Source organism: Methylobacterium gossipiicola, from assembly GCF_900113485.1.
GTDB classification, from domain to species: domain Bacteria; phylum Pseudomonadota; class Alphaproteobacteria; order Rhizobiales; family Beijerinckiaceae; genus Methylobacterium; species Methylobacterium gossipiicola.
Genome location: NZ_FOPM01000010.1, coordinates 61,745 through 82,375, shown reverse-complemented (window position 1 = coordinate 82,375; position 20,631 = coordinate 61,745). Strand labels below are relative to the sequence as shown.

The following is a 20,631-nucleotide window of genomic DNA, read 5'->3' as shown; positions in this document are numbered from 1 at the left end:
AACTACGTTGCCTACCATGAGGTGGGAGGCGCCGGAACGATGACCACCGCAACGCTCAGTCTGCTCGACCGGGAACTCGGCAAGCGGTGGTTCGAGCGCCGCTCGCCCCAGCTCGATGCGGCGTTCGCGGTTCAGCACGCCAAGGCCCTGCGCAGCGAACTCGCCCGGGCGTGCCAGTTCGTCGGCCTGCTCTACGTCGCGTTCGGAGCCATGGACGCGCTGCTGATTCCCGACATGCTGCCCTACCTCCTGCCGCTCCGGCTGGCCGTCGGCGTGAGCTACGCCGTGGCGATCGGGATACAGGTTCGCCGGGGTGTGGGGACGCGCAGTCTCGAATTCCAATGCGCGATCGGGGTCGTGTTCGGTTTCGTGGCGTGGCTCCTCCTCTCGGCGCAGAGCACAGAGGCGACGGCGACGCTGTATTATGCCGGGTACGGGCTGATCTTCATGCTGGTCGCGAACCTGTTCTTCAACCTGAGCTTTGCCTTCGCCCTGATGGCCTCGGGGTTGATCGCCGCGACGTTCCTGGTCTGGGCGGCCGTCGTCGTCGGCGAGACGACCTACCTGATCTGCTTCGGCTCGCTGTATCTGTTCAGCTTCATGCTGACGGCGTTCCTGAACTTCAAGTACAACCGTGAACGCTATCGCGTTCATCTCAATGCCAGCCGGGCGGATCTGCGCCAGCGGGAGATCGTCAAGCGCGGCGAGGAGCTGATCCGGCTCTCGACCACCGATGCCCTGACCGGGCTGGCGAACCGCCGGGCCATCGACGAGGTTTTGCGCAAGCTCTGGCTCGACGCCACTGGATCGGACCGGCCGTTCGGTGTCGTCCTGATCGATGTCGATTACTTCAAGTTCTACAACGATCGTTACGGGCACCAGCAGGGGGACCACTGCCTCGCCGCGATCAGCCGCGCCATGGCGGGCGCGGCCGGAATCCGGGGCTACGCCCTCGGTCGCTTCGGGGGCGAGGAGTTCGCCGCCCTCTTCCCGGCCGCCTCGCGGGCGCAGGTCGTCGCGTTCGCCGAGGAGATCCGCCAAACCGTCGAGGGGCTGCAGATCGCCCATACGGCGCGCCGCGATCACCTCTCCGGCATCACCGTCAGCATCGGCGCGGCGTTTTCCGGGGATGTCGCCGGGGACAAGCCCGAGCGGACGGTCACGGCCGCCGATATCGCCCTCTATGCCGCCAAGGAAGAGGGGCGCAATTGCGTCCGGGCGTTCGACCGGCGGATGCTCGAATCCGACGTGGGCGACACCCTCACGGCCAAGATGCTGCGTTCGGCCGTCGCGGACCGGCGCATCTCGGCGGTGTTCCAGCCCATCGTCGACGTGACCACGGGGCTCATCTGGGGCGCCGAGGCCCTGATGCGCCTCAAGGATGCGGAGGGACGGCCCGTGTCGCCGGAAACCTTCATCCCCGTGGCCGAGCGGACGGGCGTCATCGTCGAACTCGGCGAATGGATGCTGCGCGAGGCCTGCGGCCTGCTGGCCGCCGAACCGGCCCTTCCGATCGTGAGCGTCAACATTTCCTCGCGCCAGATCGACGACCCGAACTTCATGGGCACCATTGAGGCCATCGTGCGGGCCGCCGGGATCGCGCCCGCCCGCCTCGCCCTCGAGATCACCGAGGGCGGCCAGATCAGCGGCAACCCCCGGGTCGCCCGACTGATTGAGCGGCTGTCGGCCCTCGGGATCCGGGTCTGGCTCGACGATTTCGGAACGGGGTTCGCCGGCCTGACCTGCCTCAGCGAACTGCGCTTCGACATGGTGAAGATCGATCGGTTCTTCGTGCAGAGCTGCGATACGCCGCGGGGCGCGAAGCTCTTGAAGAACATCATCGATCTGGTGGGCAGCTGCGCCCAGCGGACCATCGTGGAAGGCGTCGAGGAGGCCGCTCAGGTCGAGCTCGTCGCCTCCTTCGGCGTCGATCTGTTCCAGGGCTACCACCTCGGTCGGCCAATGCCGAAACACGAACTCGTCCGGCGCCTCGCCGACCCGCCCGCCGTGGCGTGACCGCGCCTATCCGCGGGGTCGGGTCATATGTTCGAGGGACGACGGGCCGGAGCCGCCCGTCGTCCCTTCGCGGAGGTCCGCGACGGTCCCGCGCGTCGCATGAGGGGCTTGGTGCGGGACGGGCTCAGGCGGCGCGGACGTTGTCGAGGAACTTGCCGATCTCGGCGCGCAGGTGTTCGGACTGGGCGGCGAGATCCTCCGAGGCCGTGAGGACCGATCCGGCGACGAGGCCCGCCCCGTCGGCGGCGCGGGCGACCTCCGTGATGTCGCTGGTGACGGCGCCGGTGCCGGCCGAGGCCTGGTTCATGTTGCGCACGATTTCCTGCGTGGTGACGCCCTGTTCCTCCACGGCCGAGGCGATGTTCGTCGTCACGGCGTTCATGGAGCGGATGCGGCTGAGGATGCCCTGGATCACGTGCAGGGCCGCGTTCGTCGCCGCCTGGATCGAGGCGACCTGCTGACCGATCTCGCCCGTGGCCTGCGTCGTCTGCTTCGCCAACTCCTTCACCTCCATGGCCACGACGGCGAAGCCCCGGCCGGCCTCGCCCGCCCTGGCGGCCTCGATGGTGGCGTTGAGGGCCAGAAGGTTGGTCTGGCCCGCGATGGTCGAGACGAGGTTGACCACATCGTCGATGCGGGCGGCGGCGGTGGTCAGGCTCTCCATCGTCGCCTCGGCGCGGGTCGCCTCCTCCACCGTCGCGGCGGACAGGTCGCTCGCCTGCTCGATCTGCCGGCCGATCTCCGCCACGGTGGCACCGAGTTCCTCCGCCGCCGCCGCGACGGCGTTGACGCTGCCGGCGGTCTGGTGCGCGGCGGCGGCGGCGCTGCCGGAACGCTGCGACGTGTCCGCCACGGCGCGCTGCATGCCGACCGAGGCGGCGTTGAGGGCGTCCACCGACCGCGACACCTGATCGACGATGCCGCCGACGGAGGCCTCGAACTGTCCGGCGAGGTCGCGCAGGAGGGCGCGCCGGTTCCGTTCCTCGACGAGGCGTGCGGCCTCCGTGGTCTTGAGCTGCTGGGCTGCTTCCTCCAGGGAAATGTCGCGGATCGTGCCCACGGCGCGGGCGATATCGCCGATCTCGTCGCGGCGGGCGCTGCCCGGAACCTCCGTGAGGGGCTCGCGCCCGGCCAGGGCCTTCAGGGCGCGGGTCAGGGCTTCGAGGGGGCGCACGATGGAGCGGGCGAGGCCGAGGCCCAGCAGGGTGGTCGCGGCCAGCACCGCGAGGGCGATCAGGCCGAGGGTCCGCGACAGGGATTGCACCGGCCCCACGGCCTCCGCCTCGCTCTGCTCGGCGACGATCATCCAGGGCGCCCCCAGGACCGTGGCGGCGACGGCGGCGGCGAGGCGCGGACCGTCCCGGCCCGCGACCGTGATGGTCTCGCCGTCGGTCAGGCTCTTCGGGTCGATGTCGAGCTGCGTCGCCGGGGCGCCCGCCCTGGCCTGGGTCGACAGGGCCGGATTGCTGCGCAGGGCGCCGTCGCCGCCGATGGCGAAGGCCTGGCCGGTCTCTCCCAGGCCCGTGCGCTGCGTGAGCGTGCGGTCGAACAATTTCGAATCGACCCGCATGACGACGAAGCCCGCCCGCTCCTGCACGTCGTCCGTGCCCATGGCGATGCTGGTGGATTTCGTCAGGACGCGGCCGATGAAGGCCGAGGGACCTTCCCCCACGGGATAGGGCGCGTAATCCTCGAAGTGGGTGGTTTCGTCGTCGCCGTAGCGCAGGCGCTCGTAGATCCGCGCGAGGCCGGTCTTGCGCAGGGCGTCGTCGGTGACGGACGTGGCGAAGTCGCTGCCCTTCGTCGCCGTATAGATCACGCGCCCCTCCTGATCGAGGATCAGGAGGTCGGCATAGCCCGGCTCGGCCACGAGCTTGCGGGCGAGCTCCTGCACCTTGGCGTTGCGGCGCCCGTACAGGGTGCCGGTCGAGAGGCCGTCGAAGGCGACGCGCTCCCCGACGGTCTTGGGCGCCTGGAAGGCCGCCACCATGGCCCGGATGTCGGGCCGGCTGAGATCGAGCATGTCCATCATCTCGGGCCCGTTCGCCGACAGGACCGGATGGGCGGCGATCGACATGAAATCCGCTTGCAGGCGCTCGGCGATGAGCCCGATGCCGTTGCGTTCGGCGGCGGCGGTGAGCTGCAGCCTCGCCCTCGCCGCCTCCATCAGGCTGTCGCGCGCCGCATTCCAGCTGAACCCGCCCATCGCCACGGCACTGAACAGCGCGAGGCCGATCGTCATGGCGGGCAGACGCACCGTCAGACGGCTGAATTTAAACATAACGGTATCGCCTCTTGGTCTGGACTTTCTCCTCTCGATTGCTCTGAGTTTATTAAAGAAGCTTACTATTTGGTATAATAATGGTCTTATTAATCAAGTATTTGATCTGGGCATGGAACGGGCCTCAGTCGCGGCCCGATCACGGCGCCGTGGCGCACTGTCGCCGCATCACCCGGACGCCGCGTTCCGTGGCCGTCCCCGTCGGATGCGCCCACCCCGCCTTGTTGCAAAACGTCAAGGGGTGTAAGAGGCCGGTTCAATTCCGAAACACTTCGTCCGAGGAAGGAGCCGCCCCCATGGCTCGCGTCACCGTTGAAGACTGCATCGACAAGGTCGAGAACCGGTTCGAGCTCGTGCTGCTGGCCAGCCACCGCGCGCGGCTTCTGGCCGCCGGCGCGCCCCTGACCATCGACCGCGACCGCGACAAGAACCCCGTCTGCGCCCTGCGCGAGATCGGTGACGAGACCATCACGGCCGACGACCTCAAGGAACAGCTCATCCACTCGATGCAGAAGTATGTCGAGGTCGACGAGCCCGAGGCCGAGACCGTGCCGCTGCTGTCGAGCTCGCCGGCCGCCGCCGCCGTCGCGCCGCAATCCACCAGCGACGACGTGCAGTTCGACCGCATGAGCGAGGAAGACCTCCTGCGCGGCCTCGAGAATCTGGCCCCCCCGACCGAGACGGACGAAGAGGCCGAGTGATCGGCCCCGCCGCGGCGGACGTTTCGAGAACCCGGCCCCACGGCCGGGTTTTTCTTTGCGCGCCCGAGGCGCCTTTCACTCGACCTGCGGCGCTTGGGGACTAGCGTGGCCGCGTGCGATGCGGGACACATCTCTTCTCAAACCCGCGCGGTGCGGGATGTCCGGTCCGAAAAGGGTCTGTCGCGCGGATGATGCGTCAATACGAGCTTGTCGAGCGGGTGCGACGCTACAATCCCGCGACGGACGAGAACCTGCTCAACCGCGCCTACGTCTATGCCATGCGCGCCCACGGCACCCAGAAACGGGCGTCGGGCGACCCGTTCTTCGCCCACCCCCTGGAGGTGGCGGGCATCCTCACGGATCTGCGCCTCGACGACGCCACCATCGTGGCCGCCGTGCTGCACGACACGGTGGAGGACACCACCGCGACCCTCGACGAGATCTCCGAGCTGTTCGGTCCTGAGATCGGGGCCCTGGTCGACGGCCTGACCAAGCTGAAGCGCCTCGACCTCGTCTCCAAGCGCGCGGCGCAGGGCGAGAACTTCCGCAAGTTGCTCCTGGCGGTGGCCGCCGACGTGCGGGTGCTGCTGGTCAAGCTCGCCGACCGCCTGCACAACATGCGCACCCTCCACCACATGCGCGTCGACAAGCGCGAGCGCATCGCCCAGGAGACCCTGGACATCTACGCGCCGCTCGCCGGCCGCATGGGGATGCAGGAGTTGCGCGAGGAGCTCGAAGACCTGGCCCTGCGCAACCTCAAGCCCGAGATCTACGCCACCATCGAGCAGCGCCTCGCCGACCTCACGGCGAAGTCCGAGCGCCTCGTCGAGAGCATCGAACGGGATCTCACCACCCGCCTCGCCGCCCAGGGCATCGTCGCCGAGGTGACGGGGCGGCAGAAGCGGCCCTACTCGATCTCGGCCAAGATGGAGCGCAAGTCCGTCGCCTTCGAGCAATTGTCGGACATCTTCGGCTTTCGCGTCATCGTCCAGACCCTGGCCGATTGCTACGCCACCCTCGGGGTCGTCCACACCACCTGGCCGATGGTGCCGGGGCGCTACAAGGACTACATCTCGACCCCGAAGCAGAACGATTACCGTTCGATCCACACCACGGTGATCGGTCCGAAGAGCCAGCGCGTCGAGCTGCAGATCCGCACCGCCGCCATGGACGAGATCGCCGAATACGGCATCGCGGCCCACGCGCTCTACAAGGACAAGGCCGGCAGGGACGCGCGTGGGCGTGAGGAGACCGGCGTTCCGCCCCACCTCGCCACCGAGAGCGGCGCCTACCAATGGCTGCGCCGCACCATCGAACTCCTGGCCGAGGGCGACAGCCCGGAAGAGTTCCTGGAGCACACGAAGCTCGAACTGTTCCAGGATCAGGTGTTCTGCTTCACCCCCAAGGGGCGGCTCATCGCCCTGCCCCGGGGCGCCACCCCCATCGATTTCGCCTACGCGGTGCACACCGATGTCGGCAATTCCGCCGTCGGCGCCAAGATCAACGGCCGCATGGCGCCGCTCCTGCACGAACTCGTCAACGGCGACGAGGTCGAGATCGCCCGTGCCGACGGGCAATCGCCCCCGGCGGCGTGGGAATCCCTCGTGGTCACCGGCAAGGCCCGCTCGGCGATCCGCCGGGCGACGCGCTCGGCCGTGCGCCGGCAATATGCCGGCCTCGGGCGCCAGATCCTCGACCGGGCCTTCGAGCGCGCGGCGCGCAGCTTCTCGGAGGACAAGCTGCGCGGCGCCCTGCCCCGCCTCGCCCGCACCTCGACGGAGGACGTGTTCGCGGCCGTGGGCCGGGGCGAGATGTTTTCGGGCGACGTGGTGCGGGCGGTCTATCCCGACCACAAGGACGAGCGCCGCACGGGCGCCGCGCCCCTGCAGCAGCCGGCCGCCGGCGGCGCCGGGCGCCTGAGCCTCTCCAAGGATCAGACCATGCGGCTGACCTTCCCCGAAGGATCGGCCGAGGCCGGGCGGCCCGACGCCATTCCCATCCGGGGCCTCGACACCGACCTGCCCGTGAGCTTCGCGCCCAACGGCGGCGCCGTGCCGGGCGACCGCATCGTCGGCATCCTCACCCCCGGCATCGGCGTCACCATCTATCCGATCCAGTCGGCGGCGCTCGCCGCCTTCGACAACGAGCCCGACCGCTGGCTCGACGTGCGCTGGGACGTGGAAGCGGGGGCGAGCGAGCGTTTCCCGGCGCGGCTGGCCCTGCAATCCATCAACGAGCCGGGCGTCCTCGCCTCCATCGCCCAGGTGATCGCCGACCACGACGGCAACATCGACAACCTGTCGATGAAGCGGAAGACCCAGGACTTCACCGAGATCGTCATCGACCTCGCCGTGTGGGACCTGAAGCACCTCAACGCCATCGTGGCGGAGCTGCGCGGCAAGCGCACCGTGGCCCGCGTGAATCGCGTGAACGGCTGATCCGGCGTCCGCTCGATGAGAGCGGTCGCCGGATCGGCGCGCCCGCGCGGCGCCCGAGGACAACCGCACGGAGTTCGTCCGATCCGACGCGAAAAGGATGGGCGCCGCGCGGACCTCCCGATCGCGGAGGGGCGTCGGTTCCGGAGCGCGGGCGAGGCGGTGTCGAACCGTCGCGGCCAGCCCAACGACGAAAGGCCCGCCGCCTTGACGGGCGACGGGCTTGGAACCGACAGGCGTTCAAGCCCGAGGGCGACCCTGTCTCGGGTCAGTATTTCCCCAGCATGGGGAAGTTGATGTTGAACGCCGAATCGAGGGGCATCGGTGCCTCGCGCCTGCGCGGCTTGCGGTTGATGACCTGCTTCAGCTTCGTGTTCAGCACCGACATGTCGAACGGCTTGAGGATGAACGCATCCGCCCCGGCATGGTGAGCGATGTTGATGTCGTCGAAATCGAACGACGATTCCGTGAGGATGAACGGGATGTTCATCAGATCTTCGTCCGAGCGGATCTCGCGCAGGAGCGCGATGCCGTCCATGGGTGTCATATCGAGATCGGAGATCACCAGAGCGTATTTGCGCGACCGGAGACGCTGCAGGGCCGTGGCGGCATCGTTCACGCCTTCGACCTCGGGGAAACCGAGCCGGTTCATCAGCAAGATGATCAACCGCAGGAGTTTGTCCTGATCGTCGACAATGAGGATAGGCGGGGTCTCGTTCATGGTTTTTGCAACTCGAAACCTTGGACTCGGTGGGGTGGATCCGGGGGCTCTCAGACGAACAAGTGTTCGATGCCCTGCTTCGTCATCGATTCGGCTTGCAACTGTTGGGCGAGGGCGAGGATGGCGCTGCCCTTCGGCGTGCCGCGCTGGAAGCTCGGCAGGAGGTTCGCCTTCGCGAACACCGCTTCGCTGGCCGGTCCGCGCACGCTCGTGGTGAAGGAATGAACGAAGTCCCGCTTGGCGATCTCCCGCCACTCGACGATGTGAACGTCGCGATGGCGGGAATCGCGCACGATGCGGTTGAACGTATCGGTCACCGACGTCCGCTCGCCCTCGAGGATCTGAACGGCGAAATTCTGATCCACCATGAGGAAGCTGGTGATGACCGAGAATTCGTTCTTCTTCTGGGCGTGACGGGCGATATCCTCGATGGCGCGGTTGCGCGCGGGAATCTCGGCCGGGAGGTTCAGCCGCGAAAAGTAGATGAGATGGAGGAGGCTCGTCCGCTTGTTCGGGCGCATCGTTTTGACTCGTTCAACTAGCATGACACGCTAGCCACCCGAGCGATAACGGAGTGTAAAGACACGCTGGAGCGGACGCACATGCCTGTGGGGAACGGTCGATGCAGAGTTTTCTAAGACGGGGCAGCGTGATCGCCGGCTTCGTGTGCCTCGGCGTTCTGACCGCCATGGGGAGCGCGAAGGCGGCGTGTCCCTCCGGGCCAGGCTTCGTCGCGGTGCCGGGCAGCGATACCTGCCTGCGACTGTCGGGGCGGGTCGCCGCCGGCGCGACGGTGGGCCGGCACCAGCCGGCCGGATCCGGCGCCGGAACCGGCGCCGAGGGCCGCCTGTCCATCGATGCGCGGACCGCCACCGAGGCCGGCCCGGTCCGCGCCTTCGTGCGCCTGGGCGCGGGGCAGCGCCGGAGCGGGCCGTTCGACTGAGGGCTGTGCCCGGAATCCGGCTCGGACGAACGCCGTTCGATTCCGGCGGTGGGGCGGCGTTCGGCTTTGCCCGGATGGCGCGCCGGATCAGAGATTGACCGAGAGCACCAGGGGCTGGCTGCCCTCCATGCCGGGCCGGAGATAGGGCGACGGGCCGCGCGCCGACTGGCCGTAGACCGTCGCCGTGCGGGTGCGGTTCAACTCCTGCGACAGGGACTTCACCAACCCTTCGGCGACGGTGTGGGCCGTGGCGAGCACCGCCTGATTGGAGGCGGCGGCCTCGGTGAAGCGCTGGTGCGCGTCCCTCAGGGCGGCGAGGCCCTCGGGCGCGAACCGCATGAGGGCGGTGGCGTTGGCCTTGATCGTCTCCAGCCCCTGGAGGTAGGCCGCCGACAGGCCGGTCTTCCCCGGCGTTTCCGCCAATCCCTGATGGAGGCGCCCGACCCGGATATGGTCGCTCTCCCGGGCGAGCACGTCCTCCAGGGCCCGCAGGGTCTCCATCACCCGGCCGACGAGGGCGACGGCGCCGGCCTCGTCGACGATTCGAAGCGGCGACTCAGTTGACGCCGACATGGGAGCCCTCCTGCATCTTCATCATCTCGCGGTAGACCTGATCGCTGATGCCGACGCCGCCGCTCTTCACGATCTGGCCGGCATATTCCTTGGCGAGCATCGAGCGGTAGATGCCGCCGCCCGTGCCGTTGTCGCCGAGCGGCCCGTCGGTGCCCTCCGACTGGGTCAGCCGGTCGAGGGTCTGTTCGAGGAACATCGTTTCGAACTCCGTCGAAGCCTTGCGGGCCCTGATCTCCGCGTCGGTCCTGGGCGTCCCCGCCGTCGCGCCCCTGACGGCACCGGCCGCGGTCTTCGAGGCGGCCTTGGCGGCCTCCTCGGCGGTCCGGGAGACCCCCGACACCGACTGGGCGATATCGCCGAGGATGGCTTTGCCGACGCCCATGGCGGCGTTCATGGCGAGGGGAGCGAGCAACATGGGTCGACCTTTCGGGCTGGAGGGGCTTGAGGGGGCGCCGTCACATCACGTCGATGTCGGCCTGGAGGGCGCCGGCGGCCTTGATGGCCTGCAGGATCGAGATGAGGTCGCGGGGGCCGACACCGAGGGCGTTGAGGCCGTCGACGAGTTCGCGCAGGGTCACGCCTTCCTTGACGAGGGCGAGCTTGTTGCCTTCGCCGGTATCGACCTTCACCCCGGTGCGCGGCACCACCACGGTCTCGCCGTTGGAGAAGGGCGCGGGCTGGCTCACCTGCGGGGTCTCGGTGATGCTGACCGTGAGGTTGCCCTGCGCGATGGCGACGGTGGACACCCGGACGTCGCGGCCCATGACGATGATGCCGGAGCGCTCGTCGACGATCACCCGTGCCGTCTGATCGGGCTCGACCTTGAGCTGTTCGATCTCCGTGACGAGGCGGATCATGTTGCCGTTGTATTTCGGCGGGATCTGGAGGGTGACGGTGGCGGGGTCCGTGGGCTCGGCGGTGTCGGCCCCCATGAAGTCGTTGATGGCGGCGGCGATGCGCTTCGAGGTGGTGAAGTCGGGGTTGCGCAGGGAGAGGCGCAGGGACCGCATGTCGTTCATCTTGAACGCCATCTCGCGCTCGATCATCGCGCCGTTCGGCACCCGTCCGTTGGTGGGCACGCCCCGGGTGATCTTGGCGGCGTCGCCCTCGGCCGAGAAGCCCGCGATGGCCACCGACCCTTGGGCCAGGGCGTAGACCTCGCCGTCGGCGCCGAGCAGCGGTGTCACCAGCAGGGTGCCGCCCTGGAGCGACTTGGCGTCACCGAGCGACGACACGGTGATGTCCATGCGGTTGCCCTGCGTGGCGAAGGCCGGCAGGTTCGCCGTCACCATCACGGCGGCGAGGTTCTGGGTGCGCATGGTGGCGCCGCGGGTGTTGACGCCGAGGCGTTCCAGCATGGCCTGGAGCGACTGCTTCGTGAACGGGATGTTGTTGAGGGTGTCGCCGGTGCCGTTGAGGCCCACCACGATGCCGTAGCCGACGAGCTGGTTCGAGCGAACGCCCTCGATGCTCGCCATGTCCTTCACCCGCGACATGGCGAAGGCGCCGCCCGGCGCGGCTGCGAGGACGAGGAAGGCCAGGGCCGTGAGGCGCCGGGCGAGGCTCCAGGAGGAGCGGCGGGTGGACCCGAGGGTCTGACGGGACGTCTGCATTCGCATGGCGCGCTTCGATGGAGGGCGGAGCGTCCTTCGGTGAGACCCGGGGCGCCGGATGGCTCCGATGAGGAGGATCGGCGTTTGGGGGCCCACGTGAGGCACTCTTCGCCCTTCGATCTGCCAGGAGCGTGCCAAGCGGCCGCGTTTTCTCAAGTGGTTGATACAGAGGTACTTTTTCTGGGTGTCCCCGTCCGGCGCATGGTTTTCGCCCCCTCCCGCCGGCGCGACCCGGCAGGTTCTGCCGGGGTGTTTACCGGCACTTAACCATACAGGACGGATTCTGCCGCCTCGCAGCCGATTTGGTGCCCCGTCGGGGAACCGAATCGGCCACATCCCGGAACCGCGCGGGTTCGGGGTGGTGGACGAGGACCGCGCGGAGCCGGAACAGCGTCGCACATGCGTATCGATACCCATTACGCCGCCTCCGCCCCGGGGAGCGTGACCTCCCGCCGCCTCGACGGTGGCGCGTTGTTCACCCTCGACCGGGCTCCAACCCTGAATGCGAGTGCCGCCGCCACCCCGGCCGCGTCGCTGGCCGGCCTCGACGCGATCCTGGCACTCCAGGCCCGACCGGACTCGCCGGAGGAGCGCCGCCGGCGCACGACGCGCCGAGGCTACGACCTCCTCGACAGCCTCGATCGGCTCAAGGTCTCCCTCCTGATGGGCCGGGTCTCGGCCTCTGACCTCAAGGCCATCGCTTCGCGCCTCGCCCAGCGTTGCGAGAGCGGCGATCCTCGCCTCGACGCCCTGATGGCCGAGATCGAACTGCGCGCGGCCGTGGAGCTGGCCAAGCTCCAGGCCCGCGAGATCGAGGTGCGCGCCGCCGCCTGAGGGGCCTCGCCCGGCCATGCCGGACCTCGATGAGGTCACCGCCTGGGGATCGGTCCGGCCGAGGAAACCGGCATTGACGCCCCCGCGGCGATCCCCGACAAACCGGGGCGTTCACGCCCCCGGACTTCGGACGGGCCGCGCTCCGCCGCATCCGTGGGCGTCATGCTCTTTAATTCGCTTGCCTTCCTGCTGGGCTTCCTGCCCGTCGCCCTCGGGCTCCACGGCCTGGTGCTGCGCCTGTATCCGGCCCGGCGCCGCGAAGCCCTCCTCCTCCTCTCCTTCGTGTTCTACGGCTGGTGGGACCCGCGCTTCGTGCCGCTGCTCGGCCTCTCCATCGGGGCGAACTGGTGCGTCGCCCGGGCCCACCGCGCCACCGGGGCGCGCTGGCTGATCCCGCTTGCCATCGCGGGCAACCTCGCGACCCTGGGGCTGTTCAAGTACCTCGATTTCCTCGCCGGCCTCGTCGCCTGGATTCCCGGCCTCGAGATCGGCCCCGTCGGCCTCGCCCTGCCGCTCGGTATCTCGTTCTTCACCTTCCACCACTGCATGTACCTCGCCGACCTCCGGGCCGGGCGGGCGCCGGCCTTCGGCCTGCGGGACTACGCCCTCTACATCGCCTTCTTCCCACAGGTGCTCGCCGGCCCCCTCGTGCGCTGGCGCGAGGTGATGCACCAGTTCGCCGAGACCGCGCCGGTGGCCCCTGCCGCCTTCGGCCGGGGATTGATCCTCCTCGGCCTCGGCCTGTCGAAGAAAGTCTTCCTCGGCGATCCCCTGGCGGTCCTCGTCAATCCGGTGTTCGACCTCGCGGCCGCGGGCGGGACCGTGACCGTGGCGCAGGCATGGCAGGCGGCCCTCGGCTTCACGTTTCAGATCTACTTCGACTTTTCCGGCTACACCGACATGGCGCTCGGCCTCGGCCTGATGCTCGGCGTCGTCCTGCCCCCGAACTTCGACGTGCCCTACCGGGCGACATCGCTCCAGGACTTCTGGCGGCGTTGGCACATGACCCTGTCGCGCTTCCTGCGCGATTATCTCTACGTTCCCTTGGGGGGCAACCGCCACGGGCCGCGCCGCCAGGTCTTGGCGCTCCTCGCCACCATGACCCTCGGCGGCCTCTGGCACGGAGCCGGTTTCACCTTCGTCGCCTGGGGGCTCGCCCACGGCCTTGGCCTCGGTCTCGGCCTGGTGTGGCGCCGGGCCGGCTTCGTCCTGCCCGCCGCCGTCGGCTGGCTCCTCACCTTCGCCTTCGTGGTCGCGACCTGGGTGCTGTTCCGGGCCCCCGACCTGTCCACGGCCCTGCGCCTCGGCGAGGCCCTGGCGGGCGGGGCACCCCTCGGGACCGGCTTTTCCTGGCGGACCCTGGCGCCGGCCGCCGCCATCGCCTGCCTCGGCCCAACCGCCCTCGTCATCGCGGGCCGGGTCGGCCCACGCCCATCCGTCGCCGTGGGGCTCGGCCTCCTGTTCGTCGTGCTCCTCCTGCGCCTCGGCGAGGATGCGAACTACGCCTTCATCTACTTCCAGTTCTGAGGGGCATCGCGCCGAGAACGACGGGGGGCGTCGGGAATGCTTGCACCCGTGCCCCGCCCCTGCCTACACACGATCGGACCCCTACGAACCGGAGCCGATCATGACCCCTGAGCAGGTGCTCGCCGAATTCCGCGACGCGCAGGCCCTCCTCGAAGGCCATTTCGTCCTCAGTTCCGGCCTGCATTCCGGAGTGTTCCTCCAGAAGATGGCGATCTTCTCCGATCCCGTGCGCACGGAGCGCCTGTGCAAGGCGCTGGCGGCGACGATCACCGAGCGGTTCGGCCCCATCGACATCGTGGTCTCCCCCGCCATCGGCGGCATCGTGCCGGGCTACGAGACGGCCCGCCACCTCGGCGCCCGGGCGATCTTCGTGGAGCGCGAGCCCGGCGGGCCGTTCACCCTGCGGCGCGGCTTCAGCATTCCGGCCGGCACCCGCGCCGTCATCGTCGAGGACATCGTCACAACCGGGCTTTCGGCCCGCGAATGCCTCGCGTCCCTGTCGGGCGAGGCCGGCGAGATCGTGGGCGCGGCCTGCCTCATCGACCGCTCTGGCGGGCGCGGCGAGATCGGCCTGCCGCTCGTGACCCTCGTGACCCTCGACATCCCGGCCTACCCCGCCGATGCCCTGCCGCCCGAACTCGCGGCCCTGCCGGCGGTCAAGCCCGGCAGCCGGGTGATGAAGGCGTGAAGCACCCATGGGCGCGGGACGTGTAATCGCCGCCCGCGTCCCGAAATGGCACATCGTGTCCGGAAAGTCTGAACTTTGTTTCCGATTTGACCGCGAAACTGGACCTAGAATGCCTGGGGAATCTGCACGCAATACTTGTTCCGCTTGACATCGGTTGCCACGACGACGTATTTTTTTGTATATTCCTTCGCACATCGTCACGCCGCCGGCTTTTCGTGGACGTCATCGACCTCGATCTCGATGGAAATTGCCTCTGAATCCAGTATCTCCCAAGGATTGGGTGGATGACGAGGGAATTGGCGTAGGCTTTTTCTCATTGTATCGAACAACGGATCGTTTCATGAGCGCACAACAGCGCAGTGCCATCTTCATCGATGGCGCCAACCTCTATGCCGCCACCAAGGCCCTCGGCTTCGACATCGACTATCGTCGGCTGCTGAAGGAGTTTCAGGGGCGGGACAATCTCCTCCGGGCGTTCTACTACACCGCCATGGTCGAGGATCAGGAATACTCCTCGATCCGCCCGTTGATCGATTGGCTCGACTATAACGGCTACCGGGTCGTGACCAAGCCAGCCAAGGAATTCGTCGATTCGGCGGGCCGCCGGAAGATCAAAGGCAACATGGACATCGAACTCGCCATCGATGCCCTCGAACTCGCCCCCCGCATCGACCACATGGTACTGTTCTCCGGCGACGGAGATTTGCGCTCCCTCGTGGAAGCGATGCAGCGCAAGGGCGTGCGCGTGACCGTGGTCTCGACGATCCAGACCCAGCCCGCCATGGTGGCCGACGACCTGCGCCGGCAGGCCGACGAGTTCCTCGATCTCGTGCACCTCATCCCCCGCATCGGGCGCGACCCCGGCGAGCGCAACGTCCGCTCCCTGCCCGACCGCTCGATGGCGGGCGACACCGGCACCCGCTCGCGCGGCGAGACCCCCGAGCGTTCCGCGCGCCCGAGCCCGGCCCTCGAGACCCGCTACGGCATCCGCCAGGGTGACGAGACCCCCGAGGGGTAAGCGTGCGACTCATCCACGCGATTGACGGTTGACGCGGGTCCCCTCACCCCGTCCCGTCGAGCCAATCCAGAACCTGCCGGGCGCTCTGGTCGGGCGGGAAGACCGGATAGAACACCTGGGTCACCCGCCGGTCGTCGAGCACGAGGGTGAGGCGGCGCAGCAGCGTGAGGCCCCCGGCCGCGAAGGTGGGCAGCCGCATCGCCTGCGTCAGCGCCCCGTGCGGATCGGCGATGAGGCTGAACGGCAGGTGCAGGCGCGTCGCCACCCCGCGCTGATACGCGCTCGTCTGCGTCGAGAGCCCGTGGACATGGGCGACGCCGCGCCGGACGAGTTCCGCGTGGTGATCGCGAAATTCGCAGGCCTGCGGGGTACAGCCACGCGCGCCCGGAATCGCGTCCCAGTCGTCCACGAGGTTGGGCTGGCCCGGCTCGCCCGTGCGGGGATAGGCATAGACCACGCTGCGGCCCGCGAGGCGGGCCAGGGACACCCGCGACCCGTCGGTCGCCTCCAGGGAGATGTCGGGCACGCGGGTTCCGGCGAGGTGGCGCGCGGCGCCGTCGTCCTCCGGCACGGGCAGGTCGGTGGGGAGTGCGTTGAAATCGGGGGTCATGCGCGGCGCTCCGGGGGGCACGGACCGCCAGCCTAAGCCCGCGCACGAAGACCCGCCCTCAAAAAATCAGCCCTTGTCGCGCATGATCCGGGCGCGGTCGCGCTGCCAGTCGCGCTCCTTCGAAGCCTCGCGCTTGTCGTGGAGCTTCTTGCCCCGGCCGAGCCCCAGTTCGATCTTCGCCCGGCCGCGCTCGTTGAAGTAGATCTTCAAGGGCACCACGGTGAAGCCCTCGCGCTGGGTGGCGCCGATGAGCTTGTTGATCTGCTTGCGGTGCAGCAGCAGCTGCCGCGGCCGCTTGGTCTCGTGGTTGAAGCGGTTCGCCTCGACGTATTCGGGGATGTAGGCGTTGAACAGCATCAGGTCGGTGCCCGACGGCCCGGCATAGGCCTCGCCGATGGTGGCCTTGCCCTTGCGCAGGGATTTGACCTCGGTGCCCGTGAGCGCGAGCCCGGCCTCGATGGTGTCGGTGATCTCGTAATGGTAGCGGGCGGCGCGGTTGTCGGCGACGACGCGGCGGTCGGAAGCGGGTTTGGGTGCCATCACATCGTCGGTTCAGGCCGGCCGCCGGAATGCGGCCGGGTTTTCTGGAGATATGGTCGGTTCGAGGCGGGTCCGCCAGTCGAAATCAGTCGAGCAGGCCGGCATGGCGCAGGGCGGCGTCGATGGTCGCCCGCCCGGCCTCGGTGACGGGGAGCAGCGGCAGGCGCAGCTCCTCGCGGATGTGGCCGAGGCGCGCGAGGGCGTACTTCGCCGGTGCCGGGTTCGGCTCCACGAACATCGCCGTGTGCAGCGGCAGCAGACGGTCCTGCAGGGCGAGCGCCTTGGCGTAGTCGCCGGCGAGCGTCGCCTCCTGCAGCTCGGCGCAGAGGCGCGGGGCGACGTTCGACACCACGGAGATGCAGCCGCGACCGCCATGGGCGTTGAAGCCGAGCGCCGTCGCGTCCTCGCCGGAGAGCTGGATGAAGTCCGGCCCCATGGCCTGGCGCTGGAGGCTGACACGGTCGAGCTTCGCCGTGGCGTCCTTCACCCCGACGATGTTCTTGAGCGCGTACAGGCGCGCCATGGTCTCGACGCTCATGTCGACGATGGAGCGGCCGGGAATGTTGTAGAGGATGATCGGGATGCCGATGGCGTCGTTGATCGCCTTGAAGTGGGCGTAGAGCCCATCCTGCGACGGCTTGTTGTAGTACGGCGTCACCACCAGCACGGCGTCGGCGCCGGCCTTTTCCGCGTGGCGCGCCCGCTCCACCGCCTCGGCCGTGGAGTTCGAGCCGGCGCCGGCGATCACCGGCACGCGGCCCCCGGCCATTTCGACGCAGATCGCCACCACGCGGTCGTGCTCGGCCGGCGTCACCGTCGGGGTCTCGCCCGTGGTGCCGACGGGAACGAGACCGTGAATGCCCTCTTCGATCTGCCAGGTCACGAGCTTGCGGAAGGCGTCCTCGTCGAGGGCGCCGTCGCGGAACGGCGTCACCAGGGCGGTCATCGCGCCCTTGAGGCGCCGGGTGGAGGTGTCGGTCATCCTGGCGTTCCCGGCCCTTCGGGGCTCGTCTCGCGGCGGAGCCAGGACCGGCCCCGCGTCAGGCGGCGAGACATAAAGCCTTGGCCGCACGGGCGCAAACGCCGTGTTCGCGCGGTTAATGCCTTCTTAATGCCCTCTGAGTGAGCTTGAACGTCGCCCGTACACACAGGGATTCGCGAAATCATGGTGTTCCGGAGGTGTTCGCATCGCGCCACGCTGGCGCTGGCCGTGTCCGGGACCTTGCTGGCCGGATCGCTCATCGCCGTCACGGGGCCGGGGTCCCGCGTGTTCGCGGCGGGAGCCGAGACGGGGCCTTCGCCCGATACGCTGCCGGCGCCGCTGTCCGCATCCACGGGCGAGGCCGTTCCGGCGAGCGACGCCGCCGCGCCTTCGAGCGCCCTCACGGACACCAGGACCCCCGATCCCGTGGCGGCCGATGCCCTGAAGATCGAGGGTCGCACCGCCGAGACGCCGGCCGTCGCGCCTCCGGCTTCCGCCCTCCCCGCCACCGCGAAAGCCTATGCCTCGGCCGACCCCGAAGCCGGCATCGCCTTTCCTCTGCCCGACGCGGCGGTGTCGCCCGTGGCCCCGGTGCCGGATGTGCCCGATCCGCGCCGCGCCGTGCTGGTGGCGCCGGACATCGACTTGCCCGCCCTGCGCGCGGCCATCGACACCTATCGCAAGGGCAAGGTGGCGGAGGGTGACCGCCTGCGCGAGGCGTTCTCGGACCCCGCCGCCCGGGCGCTCCTCGAATGGGTCGCCATCCGGGCCGGGGCCGGCATCGGCTTCGAGCGCACCGTCGCGTTCACGCGCAATTATCCCGATTGGCCCGCGGGACCGCTGCTGCGTCGCCGCGCGGAAGAGGCTCTGCTCATCGAGCGGAAATCTCCCGCGATCGTGCGGGCCTATTTCGCCACCACGAAACCCGCGAGCCCGCCCGGCAAGTTCGCCCTGGCCCTGGCCTTCCGCTCAGAGGGCCTCGACGGCGACGCCGCCGCCCTGGTGCGGGACCTGTGGCGCTCCGACAGCTTCGGGCGCGGCCTCGAAACCCGGGTGATGGATGCGTTTCCGGGCGTGCTGACCCGGATCGACCACCGCTTCCGCATGGAGCGGGCCCTCCTGAAGGAAGACTACGACACCGCCGGCCGCGCGGCTTCCTATGCGGGGGCGAGCTACGCCACCCTGGTCCGGGCGCGCCGCGCCGTGGAGGACAAGAGTGCGTCGGCGCCCGCCGCCCTCAACGCCGTGCCGCCGTCGCTCCGGGGTGATTCTTCCTACATCCTGTCGCGGGCGCAGTACCTGCGCCGCACGGACCGGTACGCGGAGGCCGCCGCCCTCCTGTCCGTGGCCCCGACCAATCCGGACGTCCTCGTCGACGGCGACGAATGGTGGGTCGAGCGCCGCATCGTCGCGCGCAAGCTCGTGGATCTCGGCGATGCCCGCACCGCCTACGTGGTCGCCGGCCGGCACAGCGCCCGCACGGTGGAGAAACGCATCGAGGCGGAGTTCCACGCCGGCTGGATCGCCCTGCGCTTCCTCGACGATGCCGGCACCGCGGCGCGCCATTTCGAGGCCGCCGCCGCCATCGCCGAGACGCCGATTTCCCTGGCGCGGGCCGCCTATTGGCAGGGCCGGGCCGCCGAGGCTTTGGGCAAGACCGAGGACGCAAAGGCGGCCTACGAGCGCGCCGCCCTCCAGCCCATCGCGTATTACGGCCAACTCGCCCGGGCGAAGCTCGGCCGCGCCAGCCTGGCGCTTCGGGCCCTGCCCGAACTCGACGCCCCCGCCCGCGCCGCCTTCATGGAGCGCCTGCCCATGCGGGCCCTGCGCCTCCTGGAAGCCGCTTCGCTCCGCGACCTCGCCCTGCCGCTCTATATCGACGCGGCGACGAAGCTCACCGACCCGGCCGAACTCGATGCGCTGGGCACCATCGCCACGGAGGTCCGCAACGCGCGCGCCTTGGTGGCCATCGGCAAGATCGCCGTGCAGCGCGGCCTGCCGCTCGACCTCCACGCCTACCCGACCATCGGCATCCCGGCCTACGAAGCCTCGGCCGCCGTGCCCCTCGTCGAGAAGGCCATGGTGTTCGCCATCGCCCGGCAGGAGAGCCAGTTCGATCCCCTCGCCCAATCGAGCGTCGGCGCGCGGGGCCTCATGCAGATGATGCCGGCCACCGCCCAGCGCACGGCCCGCCGGGTGAGCGCCGCCTTCGACCAGGACCGCCTCACCAGCGACCCCGCCTACAATGCCCGCCTCGGCCAAGCCCATCTCGGCGAGCTCATGGACGATTGGCGCGGCTCCTACATCCTCGCCTTCGCGTCCTACAATGCCGGCGGCGGCAACGTGAAGAAATGGATCGACGCCTACGGCGATCCGCGCAAGCCCGGTGTCGACCCCATCGATTGGGTCGAGCGCATCCCGTTCACGGAGACGCGCAACTACGTCCAGCGGGTGATGGAGAACCTCCAGATCTACCGCACCCGCCTCGACACCAAGAGCGCGCTGCTCATCGAGGGCGATCTTCAACGCGGGGCGCGCTGAACGGGCGTCGCGGCCGGTGTGGGGGCGGACGCCGATCCCTGCTCGGGACAGGACGGCCAGATGCGCGTCGGCCCCGGTGCCCGGGGTTCGAGAGGCCATCCCCATCGGCGGACATTGGACACGAGAGCGCCGCGCGCCCGAAGCATCCAGGCCACCGGATCGCGCGGGTCTTCCCGCCACCGAAGCGTTCGGCCGTCCAGGGGGCGGGCCGCGCGATCCCGCCCAAGGTTCCGCCAGTGTTTACAGCCGCTCTCGGCGTCGAACACGCGCTGGATCGCGACCATCGGGGCACTGCCAGCTTCCGGGCCTGTCGTTGTCCCAACACGAAAACTTGATCGTCGAACCCGGCATGCCTGAGTTGTTCCGCCTCTTGCAAGAGGGGGCGTTAACGAAGCTGGGCTAGGCTCGCTCCTTGGTGCCGGGAGTAGGTGATGAAGATGCTGCGCCGTTTTCGGGACGATCGGCGGGGAAACATCGCGATACTGTTTGCCCTTGTGTTGATGCCGCTGATCTTCTTGCTTGGCGCCACCGTCGATTATGGGCGGGCGTCGACCTTGCGGGCTCAACTGCAAAACAGCGTCGATGGAATCGCCCTGAGCCTCTGTCAG

18 protein-coding genes and 1 pseudogene are annotated in these 20,631 nt (G+C 69.1%); 10 read left to right on the top strand and 9 right to left on the bottom strand.

The genetic code is table 11. The annotated features are described in order from the left end of the window. Positions 1-39: 39 nt before the first annotated feature. Positions 40-2,016 (top strand): putative bifunctional diguanylate cyclase/phosphodiesterase, encoded by a 1,977-nt coding sequence (locus BM249_RS10830; protein ID WP_091971791.1) that lies wholly within the window; start codon positions 40-42, stop codon positions 2,014-2,016. Positions 2,017-2,140: 124 nt separating this feature from the next. On the opposite strand, the gene BM249_RS10825 is transcribed toward BM249_RS10830, so the two are convergent. Next, positions 2,141-4,297, bottom strand: coding sequence for a methyl-accepting chemotaxis protein (locus BM249_RS10825; protein ID WP_091971789.1), 2,157 nt, complete (start codon positions 4,295-4,297; stop codon positions 2,141-2,143). A gap of 296 nt (positions 4,298-4,593) precedes the next feature. On the opposite strand from BM249_RS10825, the gene rpoZ reads away from it, so the two are divergent. After that, positions 4,594-4,998: a DNA-directed RNA polymerase subunit omega gene (gene rpoZ, locus BM249_RS10820; protein WP_091971787.1), complete on the top strand. Its 405-nt coding sequence runs from the start codon at positions 4,594-4,596 to the stop codon at positions 4,996-4,998. A 188-nt stretch (positions 4,999-5,186) separates the two neighbouring features. After that, positions 5,187-7,436, top strand: a complete 2,250-nt coding sequence (locus tag BM249_RS10815) for a RelA/SpoT family protein (protein WP_091971785.1) — start codon at positions 5,187-5,189, stop codon at positions 7,434-7,436. Between the two features lie 265 nt (positions 7,437-7,701). On the opposite strand, the gene BM249_RS10810 is transcribed toward BM249_RS10815, so the two are convergent. Together BM249_RS10810 and BM249_RS10805 are read right to left on the bottom strand one after the other, a co-directional pair. Next, positions 7,702-8,154 carry a response regulator gene (locus tag BM249_RS10810; RefSeq protein ID WP_091971783.1) on the bottom strand — a complete coding sequence of 151 codons (453 nt, stop codon included), beginning with the start codon at positions 8,152-8,154 and terminating at the stop codon, positions 7,702-7,704. A 50-nt stretch (positions 8,155-8,204) separates the two neighbouring features. After that, entirely contained in the window at positions 8,205-8,675 is a 471-nt protein-coding gene (locus BM249_RS10805) for a BLUF domain-containing protein (protein ID WP_091971781.1), read from the bottom strand. A 101-nt stretch (positions 8,676-8,776) separates the two neighbouring features. On the opposite strand from BM249_RS10805, the gene BM249_RS10800 reads away from it, so the two are divergent. Beyond that, positions 8,777-9,097 carry a porin gene (locus BM249_RS10800; protein WP_143103733.1) on the top strand — a complete coding sequence of 107 codons (321 nt, stop codon included), beginning with the start codon at positions 8,777-8,779 and terminating at the stop codon, positions 9,095-9,097. Between the two features lie 87 nt (positions 9,098-9,184). Here BM249_RS10800 and BM249_RS10795 read toward each other — a convergent pair whose 3' ends face one another. From BM249_RS10795 to BM249_RS10785, 3 genes are read right to left on the bottom strand one after another with little or no spacing between them, the layout of a single operon-like run. Beyond that, positions 9,185-9,670 (bottom strand): hypothetical protein, encoded by a 486-nt coding sequence (locus BM249_RS10795; RefSeq protein ID WP_091971777.1) that lies wholly within the window; start codon positions 9,668-9,670, stop codon positions 9,185-9,187. After that, entirely contained in the window at positions 9,654-10,085 is a 432-nt protein-coding gene (locus BM249_RS10790; RefSeq protein ID WP_091971776.1) for a rod-binding protein, read from the bottom strand. The genes BM249_RS10795 and BM249_RS10790 overlap by 17 nt, the downstream gene beginning before the upstream one ends. Positions 10,086-10,125: 40 nt before the next feature. Beyond that, positions 10,126-11,283 (bottom strand): flagellar basal body P-ring protein FlgI, encoded by a 1,158-nt coding sequence (locus BM249_RS10785; RefSeq protein ID WP_091971774.1) that lies wholly within the window; start codon positions 11,281-11,283, stop codon positions 10,126-10,128. A 399-nt stretch (positions 11,284-11,682) separates the two neighbouring features. On the opposite strand from BM249_RS10785, the gene BM249_RS10780 reads away from it, so the two are divergent. From BM249_RS10780 to BM249_RS10765, 4 genes are all read left to right on the top strand, one after another. Next, complete coding sequence (locus tag BM249_RS10780) at positions 11,683-12,117, top strand: flagellar assembly protein FliX (protein WP_091971772.1); 435 nt, start codon at positions 11,683-11,685, stop codon at positions 12,115-12,117. Positions 12,118-12,279: 162 nt separating this feature from the next. Beyond that, positions 12,280-13,644, top strand: a complete 1,365-nt coding sequence (locus BM249_RS10775; protein ID WP_091971770.1) for an MBOAT family O-acyltransferase — start codon at positions 12,280-12,282, stop codon at positions 13,642-13,644. A 100-nt stretch (positions 13,645-13,744) separates the two neighbouring features. Beyond that, positions 13,745-14,332, top strand: coding sequence for an orotate phosphoribosyltransferase (gene pyrE, locus BM249_RS10770; protein WP_091971768.1), 588 nt, complete (start codon positions 13,745-13,747; stop codon positions 14,330-14,332). A gap of 340 nt (positions 14,333-14,672) precedes the next feature. After that, a complete protein-coding gene (locus tag BM249_RS10765) occupies positions 14,673-15,350 on the top strand; it encodes a LabA-like NYN domain-containing protein (protein ID WP_091971766.1) in 678 nt (225 codons plus the stop codon). Positions 15,351-15,393: 43 nt separating this feature from the next. On the opposite strand, the gene BM249_RS10760 is transcribed toward BM249_RS10765, so the two are convergent. The 3 genes from BM249_RS10760 to dapA form a co-directional block, all read right to left on the bottom strand. Continuing rightward, complete coding sequence (locus BM249_RS10760; RefSeq protein ID WP_091971764.1) at positions 15,394-15,960, bottom strand: peroxiredoxin; 567 nt, start codon at positions 15,958-15,960, stop codon at positions 15,394-15,396. A gap of 66 nt (positions 15,961-16,026) precedes the next feature. Beyond that, positions 16,027-16,500, bottom strand: coding sequence for an SsrA-binding protein SmpB (gene smpB, locus BM249_RS10755; RefSeq protein ID WP_091971762.1), 474 nt, complete (start codon positions 16,498-16,500; stop codon positions 16,027-16,029). An 85-nt stretch (positions 16,501-16,585) separates the two neighbouring features. Further along, complete coding sequence (gene dapA / locus BM249_RS10750; protein WP_091971760.1) at positions 16,586-17,482, bottom strand: 4-hydroxy-tetrahydrodipicolinate synthase; 897 nt, start codon at positions 17,480-17,482, stop codon at positions 16,586-16,588. A gap of 183 nt (positions 17,483-17,665) precedes the next feature. Here dapA and BM249_RS10745 point away from each other — a divergent pair, with 183 nt between their 5' ends. Together BM249_RS10745 and BM249_RS22225 are read left to right on the top strand one after the other, a co-directional pair. Beyond that, the gene (locus BM249_RS10745) at positions 17,666-20,023 is read left to right on the top strand and encodes a lytic transglycosylase domain-containing protein (RefSeq protein ID WP_091971758.1); all 2,358 of its coding nucleotides are present in this window, start codon (positions 17,666-17,668) and stop codon (positions 20,021-20,023) included. Between the two features lie 431 nt (positions 20,024-20,454). Further along, positions 20,455-20,598 (top strand): annotated as a pseudogene (locus tag BM249_RS22225) (TadE/TadG family type IV pilus assembly protein); the annotation flags it as partial. Between the last annotated feature and the right edge of the window lie 33 nt (positions 20,599-20,631).

Excerpts from the sequence above, each read along its gene's own strand:
- BM249_RS10830 (WP_091971791.1), top strand. The coding sequence starts at position 40 with ATGACCACCGCAACGCTCAGTCTGCTCGACCGGGAACTCGGCAAGCGG.
- BM249_RS10825 (WP_091971789.1), bottom strand. The coding sequence starts at position 4,297 with ATGTTTAAATTCAGCCGTCTGACGGTGCGTCTGCCCGCCATGACGATC.
- rpoZ (WP_091971787.1), top strand. The coding sequence starts at position 4,594 with ATGGCTCGCGTCACCGTTGAAGACTGCATCGACAAGGTCGAGAACCGG.
- BM249_RS10815 (WP_091971785.1), top strand. The coding sequence starts at position 5,187 with ATGATGCGTCAATACGAGCTTGTCGAGCGGGTGCGACGCTACAATCCC.
- BM249_RS10810 (WP_091971783.1), bottom strand. The coding sequence starts at position 8,154 with ATGAACGAGACCCCGCCTATCCTCATTGTCGACGATCAGGACAAACTC.
- BM249_RS10805 (WP_091971781.1), bottom strand. The coding sequence starts at position 8,675 with ATGCGCCCGAACAAGCGGACGAGCCTCCTCCATCTCATCTACTTTTCG.
- BM249_RS10800 (WP_143103733.1), top strand. The coding sequence starts at position 8,777 with ATGCAGAGTTTTCTAAGACGGGGCAGCGTGATCGCCGGCTTCGTGTGC.
- BM249_RS10795 (WP_091971777.1), bottom strand. The coding sequence starts at position 9,670 with ATGTCGGCGTCAACTGAGTCGCCGCTTCGAATCGTCGACGAGGCCGGC.
- BM249_RS10790 (WP_091971776.1), bottom strand. The coding sequence starts at position 10,085 with ATGTTGCTCGCTCCCCTCGCCATGAACGCCGCCATGGGCGTCGGCAAA.
- BM249_RS10785 (WP_091971774.1), bottom strand. The coding sequence starts at position 11,283 with ATGCAGACGTCCCGTCAGACCCTCGGGTCCACCCGCCGCTCCTCCTGG.
- BM249_RS10780 (WP_091971772.1), top strand. The coding sequence starts at position 11,683 with ATGCGTATCGATACCCATTACGCCGCCTCCGCCCCGGGGAGCGTGACC.
- BM249_RS10775 (WP_091971770.1), top strand. The coding sequence starts at position 12,280 with ATGCTCTTTAATTCGCTTGCCTTCCTGCTGGGCTTCCTGCCCGTCGCC.
- pyrE (WP_091971768.1), top strand. The coding sequence starts at position 13,745 with ATGACCCCTGAGCAGGTGCTCGCCGAATTCCGCGACGCGCAGGCCCTC.
- BM249_RS10765 (WP_091971766.1), top strand. The coding sequence starts at position 14,673 with ATGAGCGCACAACAGCGCAGTGCCATCTTCATCGATGGCGCCAACCTC.
- BM249_RS10760 (WP_091971764.1), bottom strand. The coding sequence starts at position 15,960 with ATGACCCCCGATTTCAACGCACTCCCCACCGACCTGCCCGTGCCGGAG.
- smpB (WP_091971762.1), bottom strand. The coding sequence starts at position 16,500 with ATGGCACCCAAACCCGCTTCCGACCGCCGCGTCGTCGCCGACAACCGC.
- dapA (WP_091971760.1), bottom strand. The coding sequence starts at position 17,482 with ATGACCGACACCTCCACCCGGCGCCTCAAGGGCGCGATGACCGCCCTG.
- BM249_RS10745 (WP_091971758.1), top strand. The coding sequence starts at position 17,666 with ATGGTGTTCCGGAGGTGTTCGCATCGCGCCACGCTGGCGCTGGCCGTG.